The sequence below is a fragment of the Metapseudomonas boanensis genome (genome assembly GCF_018704125.1).
GTDB lineage: Bacteria > Pseudomonadota > Gammaproteobacteria > Pseudomonadales > Pseudomonadaceae > Metapseudomonas > Metapseudomonas boanensis.
In genome coordinates this window covers 1-17,096 of the sequence record NZ_JAGTIS010000003.1, presented here as the reverse complement: position 1 = coordinate 17,096, position 17,096 = coordinate 1, and the positions used below count along the sequence as shown (strand labels likewise).

Here is a 17,096-nt window from a genome sequence, read left to right as displayed (position 1 = left end):
GCACTCCCTAGCCAGGATGGCGGCCGCACGAACGGGCCTTGTTCAGGCCATCGGCGATGCCAGATAAAACTAGAGGGTTGCGGCGTGCTGTCAAATTGCTATTAATGAAAGAGTTCAAATAACGAAAAAGCGCCGGGTGCTCCAGCCAGGAACGCCCGGCGTGGCTCAGGCCGCGGACTTGGTACGGACCTCTGGTGTCGGCTGGCTGACATAGCGATGGGCGCCGCAGCGTCGACATCGCTGGCAGATCATGGGTTCTGAGCCGACCTCAGTGTGAAAACCGTCATTCCAGATACAACCCAGCAGAAAGCAACGTATACGCATGGCTCCTCCCCGGGGGGTGACCCCCTGGTTCGATCCGGCAGTGGTGTGTGTGACTGCACGTGCCTTGTTCTTCTTGGAGGCATGTTTCGGGGGCAAGGGTCCGCCTGCCGGGCTAGAACCAACAACCTAAAAGCACGGGCGGTACAACCGATGGTCGGGGACGAGTGACCCGTCGCGCCAGCCGCATACCCAGTCAGGAGTCGGTGCGCTTCATGCCTGCCGCGCCGAATTGCCCTGCTCAGCGCTCATGGAGCTCGGCCCGTCGTCCAGCCCTTCATCCTGCGTGGCCAGAAAGCGCGGCACATCCCGCCGTGGAATCCACACCTCGCCTTGTCACTTGAGCACGTCGATTCGTCGGTTGGCCCAGGTCATCAGTGCCCGCTGCGGGCTGGCATCCGGCTCGCGATAGTAATCGTGCAGCCCCGGCAGCACCTCGTCGCTGATCCACAGGCTGATGCAGCGGTGCTCCGGATGGTTGAAGCGGTAAAGGGCGCGGTATACCCGGCGTCATTGATCGCCTCCAGCTCCTCGACCGCACCGCAGGCGTACTGCAACCAGATGGCCCGACGCTGGTGCGGGTTCACGCGTTGGGGCAGACGATAGGGACGACGGGCGCCAGTCAGGCAGGCGAAGTGGTGGGCGACGAACCAGGGCTGGTGATCGATCATCACCGCACGCAGTTGGTGGTCCGTGGCGGGCGAAGACGATGGGGGGTATCCATCATGCGTGGTGGAATTCCTCTTGCAGTTGACTGGCTTCGCAACCCAACACGTGTCAAACGAAGGGTGGCAGATCGCGCAGGGTTGACAGACTGAGGCAAGAGGACCTGGCAGACCACGCGGGTCTCCCCACGCGATCTGCTTTAGAGCGGTGCAGCCAAAAGCTGCAGGCGAACTCGGGCCTGCAGAAGCAATCCGCTGCTTCCGCATACACCTGGAAGGCGCAATTGCACCTCTTGCGTTCGGGCTGCCACACCCGGCCATGGGACTGACCGTGACCGGCGCGGGATAGGGAGGGGAGGGCGATCGGGGCGATATCGAGCTGCTCCACAATTCGCCCCGGATCGAGATTCGCCAGCGGGTCCCTGCCTGCTTGTCGGCAGCGCGTCGGCAAATTGCGCGGCGATCAGGGCACCGTTCATCTGCAGGGCGTTGATGTAGCCTGGAGCGAAATCCGGATTACAGCGGCTGTACGGGTCGCTGCGCACTGTCAGTCGCATCGGGCGCGCAATGCCGCTCTCCTCTTGGGTACGTCGTCAGAGGTTTCCATGTTCGCTGATTCGTACTCGCTACTCAGTACTTGATATCCCGAGCTCTCTCCCGCCCTTGCTGTTTAGTCTGCCGCTTGTCCTGCCGGCATTGGGGGTTGCTCTGCTGGTCGGCGGCGCGGCACTCCTGCTTTATCTGGCGCGCATCCTGACGCGTTTCCTGACGGACCTCCCGCGCAGCACGACGTTGTTGGGCCTGCTCTGTGGCCCAGGAGGCTCCTGTCGAAGCCACCAGGAGCATTGCAGCTACCAAAGTAGGAAACCGAAGATTTGGCATGACATAACCTCCTCTTTCCAAAGTGCCGGGAGTCTTCAGTACAGCTGATTTTCCTTTCTCTTGCAGCGGGCAGCGAATGGGACGGCTCTGTCTGCGTTGAGTCTTGCAAGTGGCGGCATTCCTTGTAGGAACTCAACGTCCCCCAGCTCCTACAAGGCTCTCAGCCCGGCCATTGATTCCTAGTTGCTCCCGGGACAGATCGACGGGAGATGGAGATGAGCGTCCGGCCCACCACAATGTGGCGGTGTACCAAGTAGAATCGTCTCCTCCGTTGTTGCAGCAACTGGCACCAGCAAAGCCGCACAACGCCAATCGCAAGCAGAGTAGAAATGTATCTACACTGGAACAGGTGGCCGGAATCATGATTTCCGGGTATTCACTGTGACGGACATCGCTGCCCGGATGTCTGTTTGACCCGGAAGTTACCGGACCGATAGGGACCCATGACGCCTGCCTGCACTTACCGGTTGGCACAACACGTTTGAGGCGGGTTGATTTGACCTGGTGGCGGCATCACGCCGGCCCGCACGACTGCAGAACGATGGGAAGAGTGCGCCTGGCGATACTTTACAGTTCGGCTGAGGTGTCGCCGTAACGGCCAACGAGCCTAACGATAGGGATGTCTCAATGCCGGAGCTTGACGCCGGATCGAACCTGATCCTGATCATCGACGATAGCGTCGATACCATTCGCTTGCTGAGCAGCATGCTCAAGGATCAAGGCAAGATCCTGTTTGCTACCAATGGTGAAACGGGCATACGGCTGGCCCAGATGCAGCAGCCGACACTGATCTTGCTGGATGTGGAAATGGCCGGCATGAACGGCTACGAGGTCTGTGCCGCGCTGAAGACCGATCCAACTACCCAAGATTGCGCCGTCATCATTGTCACTGCTAACACCGGTATGGAACACGAAATCGCCGCGCTGGAAGCCGGTGCGGTGGACTTCATTACCAAACCTTTCAATCCGCCTGTGGTGCGGGCCCGCGTTCAGACTCACCTGCGTTTGCAACAACACACGGCCATGATGCGCCAGCTCGCCAACCGTGACGGTTTGACTGGGTTGTACAACCGTCGCTACCTCGATGAGGTGTTGTCGCTGGAGTTCGAGCGGCACCGACGACAGCAATTGCCATTGGCACTGGCGATCATCGACGTCGACCATTTCAAAGCCTACAACGATCACTACGGCCACCCTCAGGGAGATGTCTGCTTGCAGAGCGTGGCTACTGCCATCAGCACCGTCGCCCGCCGGCCGGGTGAACGGGTGGCGCGTTACGGCGGCGAAGAATTCGCGGTCATCCTGCCGCACACCGACGCCGCTGGCGCCGAGAGGTACGGCCGGTGGCTCTGCCAGCTCGTACGGGATCTACAAATCCCCCATCAAAGTTCAGCAACCGCACCTACGGTCACCATCAGCGTCGGTTTGGCCGCGGTGGTGCCGCCTGTCGAGGGCTCCGCGCAACAGCTGATTGCTGCAGCCGACCAGGCGCTTTACCTGGCGAAAACGGCTGGTCGCAACCGAGCCATCGTAAACAACTGGCCATGATTGCCAGACAGACCGGAAGGGGCTTTCCCCATGCGGCATGACGCGCTGCGCCCAACGACTCACGTGCAATGGCTGGTCACGCTCCTTGCGCTGGCCGGCATTTACTATGCAGCAGCCCGACTCGGGCTTGTGCTGGCTTTTGCCAACACCAACGCGTCCCCGGTCTGGCCACCGTCGGGCATTGCCTTCGCTGCCTTGCTGCTGTTCGGTTATCGCGTCTGGCCTGGAATTACCATCGGTGCCTTTGCTGCCAACTTCGCCGTGTTTGCCGCAAATCATGTTGCCGCTGGCAGCACTTCGATCGTCGTGTCATTGGCCATTGCCATTGGTAACACCCTCGAAGCCGTGATCGGCTGCTATTTGTTGCATGCCTGGGTGAAATCCGAACACTTCCTGGCGACACCGCTATCGGTCGCCCAGTTTGTGCTGATCACCCTGCTGATGTGCACGGTCAGTGCAGGCGTTGGCACCAGCAGCCTGATCCTCAGCGGCATCGCGCCGGAAGCCGCGCACACGGTCATCTTCACGACCTGGTGGTTGGGCGATACCGCCGGCATTGTCATGCTGACGCCCTTATTGGTCAGTTGGGCCGCCCGATTCGGGCCACCCGGCCCCGCGCGGTCAGCCGTCGAAATCGCACTGTCAGCGTTGGCGCTGGCGCTGGTACTACTGGTCCTGTTCGGCCAACGTCTACCCAGCGATGCCGGAAATCGGGCGTTGGTGTATCTGCTGTTGCCGGCCATTGCATGGACCGCCTATCGGTACGGATTGCGTGGCGTCACGGTGGTCTTGTTGCTGGTCACCGGTAGCGCCGTCTGGAGCACGACACAGGGTTACGGCCCCTTTGCGACCGGCACGCTGAATGAGTCCTTGCTGACTCTGGAGGTCTTTATTGCACTCGCCAGTGTCACAGGTCTGGTATTGGCAGCTGACCTCGCAGAACGGGCGAAAGCCCTCCGGGGGACGTTGGGCACGGTACCGTTTCGTCAGGTTCGCCCACAGTGGTTGGCGCTGCTTATCAGCCTCGGCCTGACCGTGCTGGCTTGGCATTTCGTGGCGTCGGGAACGCAGGCTCAAGCTCATGATCGTTTTGAATTCCTGGTAAGTGACGTTCAGCAGCGTATCGACGAGCGCCTGAAAGCCTATGAACAAGTGTTGCGCAGCGGCCAAGGCCTGTTCCGCGCATCCACCTCGGTCGAACGAGAGGAATGGCGGGAGTTCGTGCTGGCCCAACACCTCGCGCAGAGCTATCCGGGTATCCAGGGCATCGGTTACGCCAAACGCTTTACGCCTGGGCAGAAGGCCGCGCTGGAGGACAGCGTGCGGGGTGAGGGTTTCCCGGACTTTCGGGTTTGGCCCGTGGGCGAGCGCGAGGAATACACCTCGGTCCTGTTTCTTGAACCGTTTACCGGGCGCAACCTGCGCGCGTTTGGCTTCGACATGCTGACCGAACCGGTGCGCCGCACCGCCCTGGCCCAGGCAAGAGACTCGGGCCGGGCCGCCCTCTCGGGCAAGGTCAGGTTGGTGCAGGAGACAGATAACGACGTACAGACCGGTGCCCTGCTGTACTTGCCGATTTACCGTAAAGGTGCACCGCTCGCGACGCCAGTCGAGCGCAGCCAGGCGCTGGAAGGCTTTGTGTATAGCGCCTTCCGGATGAACGATTTCATGGCTGGCACGCTCGGCATGAATACCGCAGAAATTGCCGTGCAGATTTTTGATGGCAATGAGACCACCGAATCTGCCCTGATGTACTCCAGTGGCTCGCTCTCACCTGAGCAACAGGCCGAATATCCCAACCCGCTCACCCGGCAAACCCCGATATCGCTTGCTGAGCATCAATGGACGCTCAAGGTCACGACCCTGCCGGCATTTGAAACGTCGATAGACCGTCAGAAATCGATTGTTGTGCTGGTTGGAGGCTCGCTTATCAGCCTCCTGCTGTTCTTTGTAGTGCGAAATCTGACCACCTTGCGTGAGGACGCCAAGGCGCTTGCCGAGCAATTGACCGTCGCGTTTACCGAGTCAGAGATCCGATTTGGCACGCTGGTCAATGCGGCCAGTGAGTTCGCGATCATTGCTACCGATGTCCGTGGCACCATCAAGGTATTCAGCACCGGGGCCGAGCAGATGCTGGGTTACCGCGACGTGGACCTCGTCAATCAGCAGACGCCATCCGTATTTCATGACCGCGAGGAAGTGGAAGCACGCGGCGCTGAATTGAGTCAGGTTCTGGGCAGCTCGGTTACAGGTTTCGACGTGCTTGTCGCCATGGCACGCCAAGGTCGGGCCGAAACGCACGAATGGACTTATGTGCGCCAGGATGGCTCACGGCTCCCCGTGCAGCTTACGGTTACCGCCGTGCGTGATTCGGCGGACGAGATCATGGGTTTCCTCTGTATTGCCAAAAATATCAGCCATGAGAAGGAAGCGGCGCAGCAGTTACGCAACGCCATGGAGCGAGCTGAAGATGCCAGTCGTGCGAAAAGCGATTTCGTCGCCAGCATGAGCCACGAGATTCGCACCCCGATGAATGCGGTGCTGGGCATCACCCAACTGCTGTCGAGCACCCCCCTGTCCGCAGACCAGCGTAAATATCTACAGATGCTCAGGGGGGCGGGCGAATCCTTGCTCACCATCCTCAATGATGTGCTGGACTTCTCCAAGCTGGAGGCTGGGCATTTGGCAATCGCCCCCGTTCCGTTCCGCTTGGACGATGTGCTCAGTGCGCTGGCCACCGTGATGTCAGTCAACGCTGCCCACAAGGATCTGGAGTTGGTGATCGGGGTCGAACCCGATGTGCCGGTCGCTTTCATCGGTGACGCGCAGCGGTTGCAGCAGGTGCTGGTCAACCTGGTTGGCAACGCCATCAAGTTCACCGAGCACGGGGAGGTCGCTTTACTCGTGCAGTCGGTGGGCGCCGATGCGGAGACCGTCAGCCTGTGCTTCCGGGTACGCGATACCGGCATCGGCATAACGGCCGAGCAGCAGGCGCGCTTGTTCGCTCCATTTACCCAGGCTGACAGTTCCATCGCCCGTCGTTTTGGTGGCACGGGGCTGGGGCTGGCAATTTCGAAACAGTTGGTGTCTCTCATGGGCGGAACCATCACCGTTGACAGCACGGTTGGCACCGGTAGCGAGTTCCGCGTTGTGCTTCCGCTTGTGCGGCAGCAACGCCCAGCCACTGAAGACACGACTCGGTCTCGAAGCAGCGTGGGCGATCTGCGCATTCTGGTCGTTGATGACAACCCGACCAGCCTTGACTATCTATGCAAAGCGATTGCCGGCTGGCATTGGCAAGTCGATGGAGTGGCGTCCGGCAAACAGGCAGTGGAGCGGGTGCGTACGCAGGCCCAACGCGGCGAGTTCTATGATGTGGTCATCGCAGATTGGCAGATGCCGGAAATGGATGGTCTGGGCACCGTTCAGGACATCCGCGCGTTGCTCCCGATGCGGGCCATTCCCGCTATCGTCATGGTCAGTGCCTTTGATCACAGCACACTCACGCAAGCACCCGAGTCGGCGGACATAGATGCTGTATTGATCAAGCCCGTCACCAGTTCCAACCTGTTCGATACCCTGCATGAGGTGCAGGCGGCACGAATGGATCCGAAGATTTCCGACCACCCTGATACGGTGAATTCAGCATCAAGTAATCCATTGCAAGGCGTGCGCCTGCTGCTGGTCGAAGACAACTCACTGAACCAGTTCGTAGCCAAGCGCATGCTGGAACACGCCGGCGCGATCGTGGAAGTCGCCGACAACGGCCAGCAGGCTGTCGACAGGTTGCGCGCCGATCCGCAGCGTTATCAGTTGGTGCTCATGGACGTGCACATGCCTGTCATGGATGGTTTTATTGCCACCCGTGTAATCCGCAATGAATTGCGACTGGAATTGCCCATACTGGCCATTTCCGCTGGGGTGTTGAATTACGAACGCGAGCAGTGCGCATCGGCTGGCATGGATGGTTTCATTGCAAAGCCCGTTGATGACGAGCAGATGCTAGCCACCATCCGTCAACACTTGCGTCCTGCCAACCAGGCAGCAAATGCGCTGACACCATCCAGGCCCGCAATGGCCCCGCCGCGCCAGATCGAGACCCTGGAAGTCTTTGATGTTGGCCCGTTGCTCAGCGTTGGCAAGGTCGACCAGGCCTATCTTGATACCCTCATTGCGTTGATCAGGAGGGCCGTAGCCAATGGTCTCACCCCCATTTCCGACGCGCATCTCGCATGGCAGGAAGGGCGGAATCCCGATGCGGCGAGGCTGTTCCATACGTTGCGAGGATCCTTGGGTACGTTAGGGGCGCAGTCTTTTGCCGCAACCGCCCTGCAAATCGAACAGGCCATCAACGACAACGACCGCGCACGTGTCGATGCGCTGTTCCCGGTGGTCACACGGAATCTGGAAGCCACGCTGAGGGCTGCAAAACTCTGGCTCGCAAGGCAAGCAGCCTCTGAAACCAGCGAGCATGTTCCCTCGGATTGCGATCTCGCCCAGATAACTCAGCTTTACGCCCTGCTGCAGCAACAGAACCTGGATGCCTGCCAACTCTACAACCGCATGCGACCTTCATTGCTTGCTGAACTGGGCAGTAATGATTTGACCGTGCTGGACCTGGCAATGGATCAATTGGACTTTCAAGGGGCATTGGCAGTCATTCAGCCGATGCTGCAAACGATGGCGAGGCCGGTAGCTTGATCAGCCACGAGCAAGAACGGATGTGTGTGCGCCTATGTTTCAGGATTGCCGATAAAACCGACAATCGCCACAACCAGCGACAGCGATCATTGAGCCGCTGACATCACTGCTCCAGTGATCTGCCCCAACGTCCGCTGCCGCATGTTATCAGGCTCACCATGGTTTCTTTCGCTATAGGCCGCGACTTTTTAAAGCGCAACTGTAACGCGCAAGAACGTTGCGGGAATGGATGTGGCATCCTTCTGCGAACTTTTGTTTTGTCGGTTGAACAGATCTTCCAATTCCTTCTGCAGGTCGGCGGCTTGGGCATTCTTTTCCGCCGCTTCGAAGGCATTCATGGTCGGCCCGTAATATTTTCGGAATTCATCCAGGAACGCCGCAGGGGGACCAGGGAAGTTGAACGTGAACGTGTCCCGAGCGAAGGAGATGTTTTCAGCAGGAACTCCAGCGCCGACAAAACGTTCGATAACGCTGCTCTCATTTCCCCACAACATCGGGCTGATGAAGCCTTCAGGCGGAGGCGGCGTGTAGGCGGAACTGATCTTCAAGATTTGCGCCACCAATGTCGGATCGTTTGGAATCCAGTTGCCCATGATGATTCGACCGCCGTGCCGAGTTACCCGCACCATCTCCTTCGCGACGTCAAACGGCTTTGGTGCAAACATGGCGCCAAAAATAGATACAACCAGATCAAACGAATGGTCCGCGAGTTCGTGCAGATTGGTCGCATCGCCTTCCTGGAACCTGCAATTCGCGAGACCTTCTTTTTCGACACGCTTGTTTCCGGCATTGACCAGATTTCTCGCGATATCCACGCCTAGCACGTCCGCTCCCAGCCTTGCCGCTGGCAGAGCCGTCGTTCCGTCGCCACATCCAAGATCCAGGACCTTCAGGCCTTTGCGGATTCCGAAACCGTTGACAAGCGCTCCTCCACTCTCGCGCATGGTTTCAGCAATACGTGTGAAGTCGCCTTTTTCCCAGAGTTCTTGATTTGGATTCATGGGGCCTCCTTGTGCGGTCGTGATCTGAAGCCCAGCCAATCGCCGGTGATGATTGACGATAGCCCGGCGGGGACGCTTCTGCTCCTCACCGGAGCTCACGATCTCGTAACCAGAGGGGAACACGCTCTAAGGATGGTCTGAAATAGCCCCGTATTGCTGGCTGGCTTCAGCGCCCGCTGATTTTTGAAAGCGGCCAAACGATCTCAATTATCCAGAGCACCCGCTTTTCTCTATGTTTTCGCCGCCGCGAGCACTGCGCGGCGGCCATTTCCCGCATTACAAACGCATCTCTCCTGCGCTGGCCAGCAAATGCCGGCGCGCCATCCACAGGTTTGACAGGGCAAACAGCGTCACCATTTGCGCGGCATTCTTGGCCAACCCTCGGAAACGCACCTTGGTGTAGCCGAACTGCCGCTTGATCACTCGAAACGGATGCTCGACCTTCGCCCGCACCTGGGCCTTGGCTTTCTCGATCTTGCGGATCGCCTTGTACAGTATCCGCTCCATAAACCCCGTCTTTCTTTGACGAGTTGCCGAAACAATAGGAACAATAGGGGACAGACCCCAATTAATTAGAAGAGATCCTCTTCATCAGGCTTCGAATGTCTTGGCCTGCCCGCTGTTCCCTTTGTCACCCTTCGCTTGAGCGCCGCAGCTATTTCAGCTTGGAAGCGGGGACTGCCAAGGGCGTAGTTTCCATTTGTGGCACTACGAATCTGCTCAACCATGTCGAGTTCCATTTGCGCTTAAACAATAGGGAACAATAGTGGGCAGACCCCAATTAATTTTCAGGTAATAGAGATAATCTTCGTCTGCATAGAAACAAGCCGAGCGATTGTTGCCCCGTTGAATCAAGTGCAGAGTGGCGCCTGGAAGCTGCAGTCTGGCGCGACGTGGCATGGCTGAATCTCCTTTTCATTGCATGCTCCATAAGGAGGCGCACCACTAAATCGTGGTCTGTCCCCTATTACTAGTCCCCTATTACTACTAACCGTAGATAACTCCTATTCCTGGCGACCTAGTAAGTGAGGCTAATTAAGCCTCACAGATGATTTTTTTGCGCTTGTAGCTCGCGGTAGTCGGAAGTGCGTCAACTCGTATCGTTTTCAGATTGACGTCCATCTTAAGGATTCGTTTCAACTCGGAAGCAAATGACGCAACTAATGCCTCCACAAGATTAACATCCGATCCGACATACAAGAAATCCAGATCAGAAATATTACGCTTCTGAACCAACCGAAACGACTCAACATGCGGCGTCGCGTTGAAATGACTGTCTAATGTATTGGTTACAATCGCAGTAGGCACGTAGTGCCCACCCAAAGTCTTGAGACAATCATCCTTCCTACCCTCAACACGCTCGATTGTTCGACCGTACTTTCCACACTTACATTGATAGGCATCATGACCGCCTGTGGAAACGATATCGCCATGATCATATCGAATAAAAGGCATTGTGCGGCAGAGATAATCCGTGCAGTACACACTGGCCAGATTTGCATCTCCAGAGGAGGATTCAATATCCACAAGCTCCACGTACACTTGGTCGGGATCAGGATGGTAATGCCTGTGAGGGCATTCCAAAGCTATTATTCCGACCTCTTCAGATGAGTACTCATCAAGAACATAGGTGTTGAAAATCGCTGAATAGTACTCGCGCTCATGCCTTGAACTAGCTTCGGAGTTTGTTATGATCGCTTTCATTTTCAGCGCTGAAATGCGCGTGGCGTAGGGTTCCAAAACAGGCAGGTAACTTGGCAACAGGTTAAGAATGACGGGACGGATCTGCTCTAGGTGTCGCACGAACTCCTCTGGCTCAACAATATCGTTAAGCGTAAATGTTGGATAATCCCCGCACATTGAGGACGTCCAACTTCTAATGTGGTGGATATTGTAAATCCAGCGATCTGGACTGAACTCGTCTCCAGCCAACTGCTGAAACATACGATAGTAGCTCAGCACATTATTAGAGACCGAACCTATATCACGAAGAATTGGCAAGGCAACACCACTCGACCCCGAAGTGCTAGACCAAAAGAACTCTGGAGAGTCCTTCGAAATACCCCGAGGAATGAAATCCTCAGTTTTTACACTACGAAGTATTCCTTTGTTGAGCAACGGGAGGCACTTAAAGTCATCAACTGAGCGAATCTCTCCCAACTTATATCCATGAGACTTGTAAAATTCATGGTAGAACGGGATATTCTCAAAGGCATAGTCTACAACACTGGAAAGCTTCGGAAGCGCATAGCTCAGCTTTTGCTGGGTCGTCCATTTGTTTCGAGCCAGAAGATCAACTTTCTCATTGATCCACCTTTGGCGTATATGTTTCTGAATTTCGAGCGTATCGTAGCTGTCTTCCTGCACTTCCATGCGAGAATTTTTATAGATAGACTCTAGGCCATACGTGAAAGACTGAGTGTCGAGTTTCATTTATAATTCCCTTTCAAGCGCCAGACTTTACAGCCCGACCAACTCCACGCTATCAAAACTTTCATTGGGCACAGGAATGCTTGTCACGCGCCAATCAAGACCTAACTCACGAATTTTATTAAGGAAGGGATCCGGGGGAAGCTCTTCCGGATGAACCATTGTCCCAGCATCCCATTGCCCAGTGATAATGAGTATTGCCGCCGCCATTGCTGGAATGGCCGTCGTGAACGCTGTTACCTGAGTTTCTAGGTCGTCATAGCAATCTTCGTGATTACAGATGCTATGCATGAATATCTTCGATGACCTACCTCCCTTTTTCCCACTTAGCAATGCTCCAACGCAAACAGTACCACGGTATTCGCTTGCAAATGACTCAGGGGCAGGCATGACCTTCGCGACATAGTTAAGTGGCGCGATGCTTAAATCTCCGATATCAATTGGCTTTAACGAAAGCAGGCCAACTTTCTGTAGAGTCTCAAAAGTCGACCTAAAGCTATCCCCAACTCGCAGTCAGAATTCAATTTTTGCCTGTGGCATATTCATAGATAGCGAATGAACTTCCTCATGCCCGACGGAATATAGTTTCTGCCGACCAATTTCCGGAAAATCAAACTCCATATGACGCGAGAATGGAGGCGCAAAATGCCACGACCCTCCTTGCCAGTAAACAGTATCCTCGCAGAGTTCCTTCAGGAATACTGCCGCGTTAAAGTTGGTTGCAAAGAATTGATTATGGCTACCCGCGTTCGCACAAAGAACATCGATAGTGTCGATGCTGTCTAGGTAATCATTCTGTACCTTCTTACAGAACACGTTAACAACACCTGGATCAAAACCAATTGAAAGGATAGCAGTGAGACCCTTTTTCTTGAATTCCTCTCGCAACTCTAGCTCGCGAGAGTACCAAGGCGGCGGTACGTTGTAGTCGGTGCCATTTTCGAAGAGCGCCGTATCAATGTAATGCGCGCCGACGGTCAAGCAGGCCCGCATTACATCGATATGTGTATCCGGCGTTGCCACATTAATGACAATGTTGGCCCCCGCTTCACGCAAAACAGACACAAGACTTTCGACGTCACGTACGTCGCAGCCATAGTGCTTAGCGGCTAGTCCGTATTTACTCGCTACTTGATTGGCTACCAGCTCTGCCGAAGCGTCAGTACGAGCGACCAGATGCAAAGAATAGCCATCATCCTGGTATTTCTTAGCAAAGGCAGACGCAAGCACCTTACCAACTGTCCCCATCCCTAGGATTGCGATGTTGGTAACTTTATTACCCATTATTAATCTCCCTATTAATGCGTGGCTGAATACATTCCGAATTGCGACTTCGAACTAAACCGCATAAAGAACACGGCCAATCCAATGGCGGTGACAACAAAACCAACCTGCATGCCAACCCAAATCACCAACGGCACTGTTGGATATGCATCGACTAACAAAAGTTGTGTTAACAACCCAAATAGCCAAAAGCCGATAATATTAATTGCAAGTGGCCAACGAGTAACCTCACAGCCCCGGAGCACCCCTGTAAGCAGCAGGATGAACGCGTCGACCAAAAGAAATGGAAGGGCAAAGGAGAAGAAATCCTCCATATGCGCATAAACCGGAGATGTTCCTTCTGTTGGCGCACCCAAGAAAAGAGAGAAAATCTGAAGACGAAATACAAACATTGCAAGCAAGAGCACAGCAATAAATATAAATGCTGTCATGCTCACCTTATATAAAAAGGCACGCAAAGATTTTCCTGTTACACGGCTTGCATTTGACGAGACGTGAATCGCACAATACTCATTAAATCCTAGAATAAAAACGACAATAAGCTCGTTCACCTGAAGGATTGCCAAGTGTGCTGCAAGAGCCTCCTCGCTGAACCACCCCATGAGAAAAACGGAGGCAGACAAGAATGCAACAGTGCTTATAATGCTAAAGCCAATAGGCACGCCTATCTTTAATGTCTCCAGCATGTAAGGAACAAGAGTAGAAACCTTCTTTAGCTCTCGAATGTCAACTCTTGGGCTAGATGTATGCCAAGACATGAACACGAAGAGCACGCTCGCCCCTACCATTGCTCCAATAAGAGTACCGATCCCGGCACCCAGCAATCCCAACTCAGGCGCCCCCCACTTGCCATAGATCAACACATAGTTGAGAACAATATCGACAACCAACTGAATTGTGGCGCCCGCAACCACTATCTTCCCTTTATCGTGAAATGCGAGAATCTCCCAATAATGGATGAACAATAGGTTGGGTAGAATCGATAGCCCAAGGCAAATCAGATAGCCCCTAGCCTCATCAACCAGACGGGGTGACTGTTGAAGACTCAACAATATCTCTGGGCCAAATAGCAATGCAAACAAAGCAAGCACACCGAACACCAGCAAGAGGAAGTAAATTGCCAACTTGCTGCTTGCCATCTTTTGCTCATCGCCCGCATCCAAATACCTGCCGTAGATAGGGCCGAAACCAAAGACAATACCCTCTCCCAACATAAATAAAATCAGGTAGATCTGCATGGCTAAGCCACCAGATGCCATGCTGTAAACATCATGTCTACCCAGCATCACCGAATCCAATAAAGGCATGAGCACCACTGACATATTTGCCAGGCCTAATGGCAACGCTCGGCGAAGAATCTCCTTGGATGTTACGTCCATTTCAGCACGCCCTCGTAACCACACCAGAAAACGCATTTATCGCGTTCATACGCCACTCTAGTTTTGGACAGCATTTGGAAACGGCCTTGATCTCATTTTTCGAGAACAAACTTCTATGTCCGCCCAAGCCCGATAAAAAGTCTGAGCCAATATATGCGTTCTTAGGTGTATCAGGGAACGCCTGCTTGCGTCTTACGCGTATTTGATCATTTAGTATCCCGCTCATGGCGTAGCGAAGGGGGGCCTTCTCTACCCCCAAATGAACTTTCTCTTCAATTGACAAATTAAGTGCGTGCTTGACTAAAGCTTGATTAAGAAAGGGCAGCCGAACCTCGACACCTGATGCCATTGACAACTTATCCTCATGACTAATCATTGCCTGTAGATGGCCCTCCATTAGGATGTTTTGCAACGCAGTAGACTTCGCCCACCGTGGAGCAAGGTTATCCTCAATTAGTCGAATTAGCTCAGCCTGAGTCAGTAAACTATGTAAACCTCGATTATTCGCCTGCTTGTGAAAGTATCTTATCGCCGTCTCGATATCAGCGGAATAAAGATCGTGCAAGCCGTAGTGATAATAATATCCCCCCCAAAACTCATCGGCGCCCTGCCCATTCAGAGCGACCCGCAAGCCCAGAGTAGCTATATGCCGGTAGATCAAGTACTGCGTTATATACACCTGATCATGCAATGGCTCCTCCAGCACAGCCTGAACCGTCACAAAATTTTGCTCGACCGACTTTTTGTCAACTTTTAATTCCTGATGATCAACACCACCTAGATGTTCAACCAATTGTCGAGCGTAATAAATATCATCATTGCTACCTTCGTCGTAAGCAGCAGTTACCGCCACAAATGGCATATTACGCGTTTCTGTTTTAAGGAGGCTCGCAATAATGCTGCTATCTAAGCCGCCCGACAGAACCACAGCACATGCATGATGCTCAGGAACCATAGAGCTAACTGCGTGGGCAAGCTTTCGCCTAAGTGGCAAGTCAGGCTTTTGAGCCCCAATACCGCAGCTATATATTTCTTGTAAATTTCCATTTACATCGTAACTGTAGAACCTGCCTGGCTGGCAGTTCTTTATATTATGAAAATAAGTACACTCCCGATTTGAAAAGAAGTCGAAGACTAGATCCGAGAGGATTCGAGGTGCGTCCAAATGCACTTCATCCTGGGTCACCAAGATTGATTTAGCCTCCGACGCAAGAATCAGCCCGTTATGATCCAATTTGTATACGAGCTGCTTTTCCCCCAGGGGGTCACGAGAGAAATAGAGCTTACCTGTGGCCAGCTCATATAGGATAACTGCCCAGCACCCCTCGACCGCATCAAGAAATGCCCAGCCATGGCTCTCGATTCCTCGTAGGAGAATCTCCGTATCGGAGTCACCATCTAAATTTATGCCTTGAGAAACTAATCTCTCGCGGAGCGCTTTATGGTTATAGAGCTCTCCATTGAAGACCATTACAGACCTGTCGGTCTTCATTGGCTGCTTCCCATTTCCTAAGGTGGACGTGGAGATTGAAAGGAGAGTATGTCCCAGGAAGACCCTTTCATCGCAACTGGTATAACAGTCAAGGAAGTCTGGGCCTCGGTGCCTCAGTGCGTTTAAACCTTCATTACGCCAATGACCTAAATTCGAGCACATACGCCGAGAAAACGAGGCAAACACGCCGCACATTTTAGTTCCCTAATTTACGTAATTTTTATATGTACGCCGCGCCATTCCGTAGCGATCCATTGGACTAGAAGCTCGGCAAATTCAACTTCGTCTATCGGAGAGACACCATCCTCACGAAGCCAGAACGACATAATTGCCTCTCCATTACTTGGAAAGACATATATACATCCAAAACATTTGCTTCGTGTATGATTCGTTACCGTGTAGGCAAATGAACTTCCATCTCTAAACTCTTTCTCATGCCACCCCAAATCCACAATATTGTCGTGCAGCGTTATATTGAGCGGCCATCCACTATCAGACTTATATTTTGCATAAAGACGATCTTTGCTCACAAAGACAGCTTCAAAGTCGATAATCGCATGTGTAATTGATAACGGCTCTACCAGCACTTCTCCACTTGAAAAGCCCGATGGAACTTTCGACAATTCTGGGAACAGCTTAGGAGAATACATTTGCACCCTCCACAATTCGCTCATGCTCGAAGTCAACAATCGCAGCCCGGAGATGCTCTACGCTCTTGTATAACCGTTGCTTTGTTCTTGAGAGCGATACTCGAAACGCGGTGCACGGCGGCCTACTACTGTCCTCCCAATAGAAGAACCTCCCCGGTAGCACATGAACATCTTTCACTGCGAGATATTCAACTATATCGAGATCGGCAATTCGTTCCGATTTAACCTGAAACCACTCCAAAGGCAGGCAAGCACTCGTCCTGTCGGTTGTTGGAATAGCAATCGTGTTATTCATTCTATTCAACAGATATGAATGGCGCACCCTCACAGGATCATGAATACTCTTCGATATTCCCTGACTGAGCGTCTGCTCGAAAAGCCTTTCGAACACGAGCATTGTAAATCTAGAATGACACAGATAAACCTCGTCATAAATTAACTCAAAGAGTCTGGCGCATTTTTTGGAGTAGCTTATTAAGCTAGCCTTCATATCGTGCGTCGGCCAAGTCTTACCTGTGTCATCTATGACAAAGTAGTCGCATCCACTCTGCTTTAGAATGAGGCGGTCATCATATAATTCATTAGCATAAATACGAAATGTTGTATCAAGCACTAAGGATGGTCTGAAGTAGCCATGCGTTTCTGGCTAACTTCAGCGCCTGCCGTTTTTGAAAGCGTCCACTCGATCCATAACACCCAGATCCGTTGCGCTTCACGCTCTTTTTCGCTGCCGCGAGCACCTC

At 53.7% G+C, this 17,096-nt stretch carries 11 protein-coding genes; 2 read left to right on the top strand and 9 right to left on the bottom strand.

The genetic code is table 11. From position 1 onward, the window contains the following. Positions 1–165 precede the first annotated feature (165 nt). On the bottom strand, positions 166–324 hold the full coding sequence (locus J7302_RS26790; RefSeq protein ID WP_285899531.1) for a PSPA7_2676 family Cys-rich small protein: 159 nt from the start codon (positions 322–324) through the stop codon (positions 166–168). A 2,171-nt stretch (positions 325–2,495) separates the two neighbouring features. On the opposite strand from J7302_RS26790, the gene J7302_RS07590 reads away from it, so the two are divergent. Together J7302_RS07590 and J7302_RS07585 are read left to right on the top strand one after the other, a co-directional pair. Next, positions 2,496–3,416 carry a diguanylate cyclase domain-containing protein gene (locus J7302_RS07590; RefSeq protein WP_215372560.1) on the top strand — a complete coding sequence of 307 codons (921 nt, stop codon included), beginning with the start codon at positions 2,496–2,498 and terminating at the stop codon, positions 3,414–3,416. Positions 3,417–3,446: 30 nt separating this feature from the next. Next, complete coding sequence (locus tag J7302_RS07585) at positions 3,447–8,117, top strand: CHASE domain-containing protein (RefSeq protein ID WP_215372549.1); 4,671 nt, start codon at positions 3,447–3,449, stop codon at positions 8,115–8,117. A 188-nt stretch (positions 8,118–8,305) separates the two neighbouring features. Here J7302_RS07585 and J7302_RS07580 read toward each other — a convergent pair whose 3' ends face one another. The 8 genes from J7302_RS07580 to J7302_RS07545 all read right to left on the bottom strand — a co-directional run bounded on the left by J7302_RS07580 (position 8,306) and on the right by J7302_RS07545 (position 16,353). After that, a complete protein-coding gene (locus tag J7302_RS07580; protein WP_215372547.1) occupies positions 8,306–9,118 on the bottom strand; it encodes a class I SAM-dependent methyltransferase in 813 nt (270 codons plus the stop codon). Positions 9,119–9,394: 276 nt separating this feature from the next. After that, the gene (locus tag J7302_RS07575; RefSeq protein ID WP_349814435.1) at positions 9,395–9,691 is read right to left on the bottom strand and encodes a transposase; all 297 of its coding nucleotides are present in this window, start codon (positions 9,689–9,691) and stop codon (positions 9,395–9,397) included. A 462-nt stretch (positions 9,692–10,153) separates the two neighbouring features. Continuing rightward, complete coding sequence (locus tag J7302_RS07570) at positions 10,154–11,551, bottom strand: phenylacetate--CoA ligase family protein (protein ID WP_215372545.1); 1,398 nt, start codon at positions 11,549–11,551, stop codon at positions 10,154–10,156. A 27-nt stretch (positions 11,552–11,578) separates the two neighbouring features. Next, the gene (locus tag J7302_RS07565) at positions 11,579–12,061 is read right to left on the bottom strand and encodes a saccharopine dehydrogenase family protein (protein WP_215372989.1); all 483 of its coding nucleotides are present in this window, start codon (positions 12,059–12,061) and stop codon (positions 11,579–11,581) included. After that, positions 12,062–12,832 carry a saccharopine dehydrogenase family protein gene (locus J7302_RS07560; protein WP_215372543.1) on the bottom strand — a complete coding sequence of 257 codons (771 nt, stop codon included), beginning with the start codon at positions 12,830–12,832 and terminating at the stop codon, positions 12,062–12,064. It abuts the gene before it with no gap. Positions 12,833–12,846: 14 nt separating this feature from the next. Continuing rightward, positions 12,847–14,247: an MATE family efflux transporter gene (locus tag J7302_RS07555; protein ID WP_215372540.1), complete on the bottom strand. Its 1,401-nt coding sequence runs from the start codon at positions 14,245–14,247 to the stop codon at positions 12,847–12,849. Beyond that, entirely contained in the window at positions 14,213–15,898 is a 1,686-nt protein-coding gene (gene asnB / locus J7302_RS07550; protein ID WP_215372537.1) for an asparagine synthase (glutamine-hydrolyzing), read from the bottom strand. Before asnB ends, J7302_RS07555 begins: the two co-directional genes overlap by 35 nt. Positions 15,899–15,912: 14 nt before the next feature. Then, entirely contained in the window at positions 15,913–16,353 is a 441-nt protein-coding gene (locus J7302_RS07545) for a hypothetical protein (RefSeq protein ID WP_215372534.1), read from the bottom strand. Between the last annotated feature and the right edge of the window lie 743 nt (positions 16,354–17,096).

What these genes read in the sequence shown, in the direction of transcription:
- J7302_RS26790 (WP_285899531.1), bottom strand. Translation starts at nt 324, where the DNA reads ATGCGTATACGTTGCTTTCTGCTGGGTTGTATCTGGAATGACGGTTTT.
- J7302_RS07590 (WP_215372560.1), top strand. Translation starts at nt 2,496, where the DNA reads ATGCCGGAGCTTGACGCCGGATCGAACCTGATCCTGATCATCGACGAT.
- J7302_RS07585 (WP_215372549.1), top strand. Translation starts at nt 3,447, where the DNA reads ATGCGGCATGACGCGCTGCGCCCAACGACTCACGTGCAATGGCTGGTC.
- J7302_RS07580 (WP_215372547.1), bottom strand. Translation starts at nt 9,118, where the DNA reads ATGAATCCAAATCAAGAACTCTGGGAAAAAGGCGACTTCACACGTATT.
- J7302_RS07570 (WP_215372545.1), bottom strand. Translation starts at nt 11,551, where the DNA reads ATGAAACTCGACACTCAGTCTTTCACGTATGGCCTAGAGTCTATCTAT.
- J7302_RS07560 (WP_215372543.1), bottom strand. Translation starts at nt 12,832, where the DNA reads ATGGGTAATAAAGTTACCAACATCGCAATCCTAGGGATGGGGACAGTT.
- J7302_RS07555 (WP_215372540.1), bottom strand. Translation starts at nt 14,247, where the DNA reads ATGCGTTTTCTGGTGTGGTTACGAGGGCGTGCTGAAATGGACGTAACA.
- asnB (WP_215372537.1), bottom strand. Translation starts at nt 15,898, where the DNA reads ATGTGCGGCGTGTTTGCCTCGTTTTCTCGGCGTATGTGCTCGAATTTA.
- J7302_RS07545 (WP_215372534.1), bottom strand. Translation starts at nt 16,353, where the DNA reads ATGTATTCTCCTAAGCTGTTCCCAGAATTGTCGAAAGTTCCATCGGGC.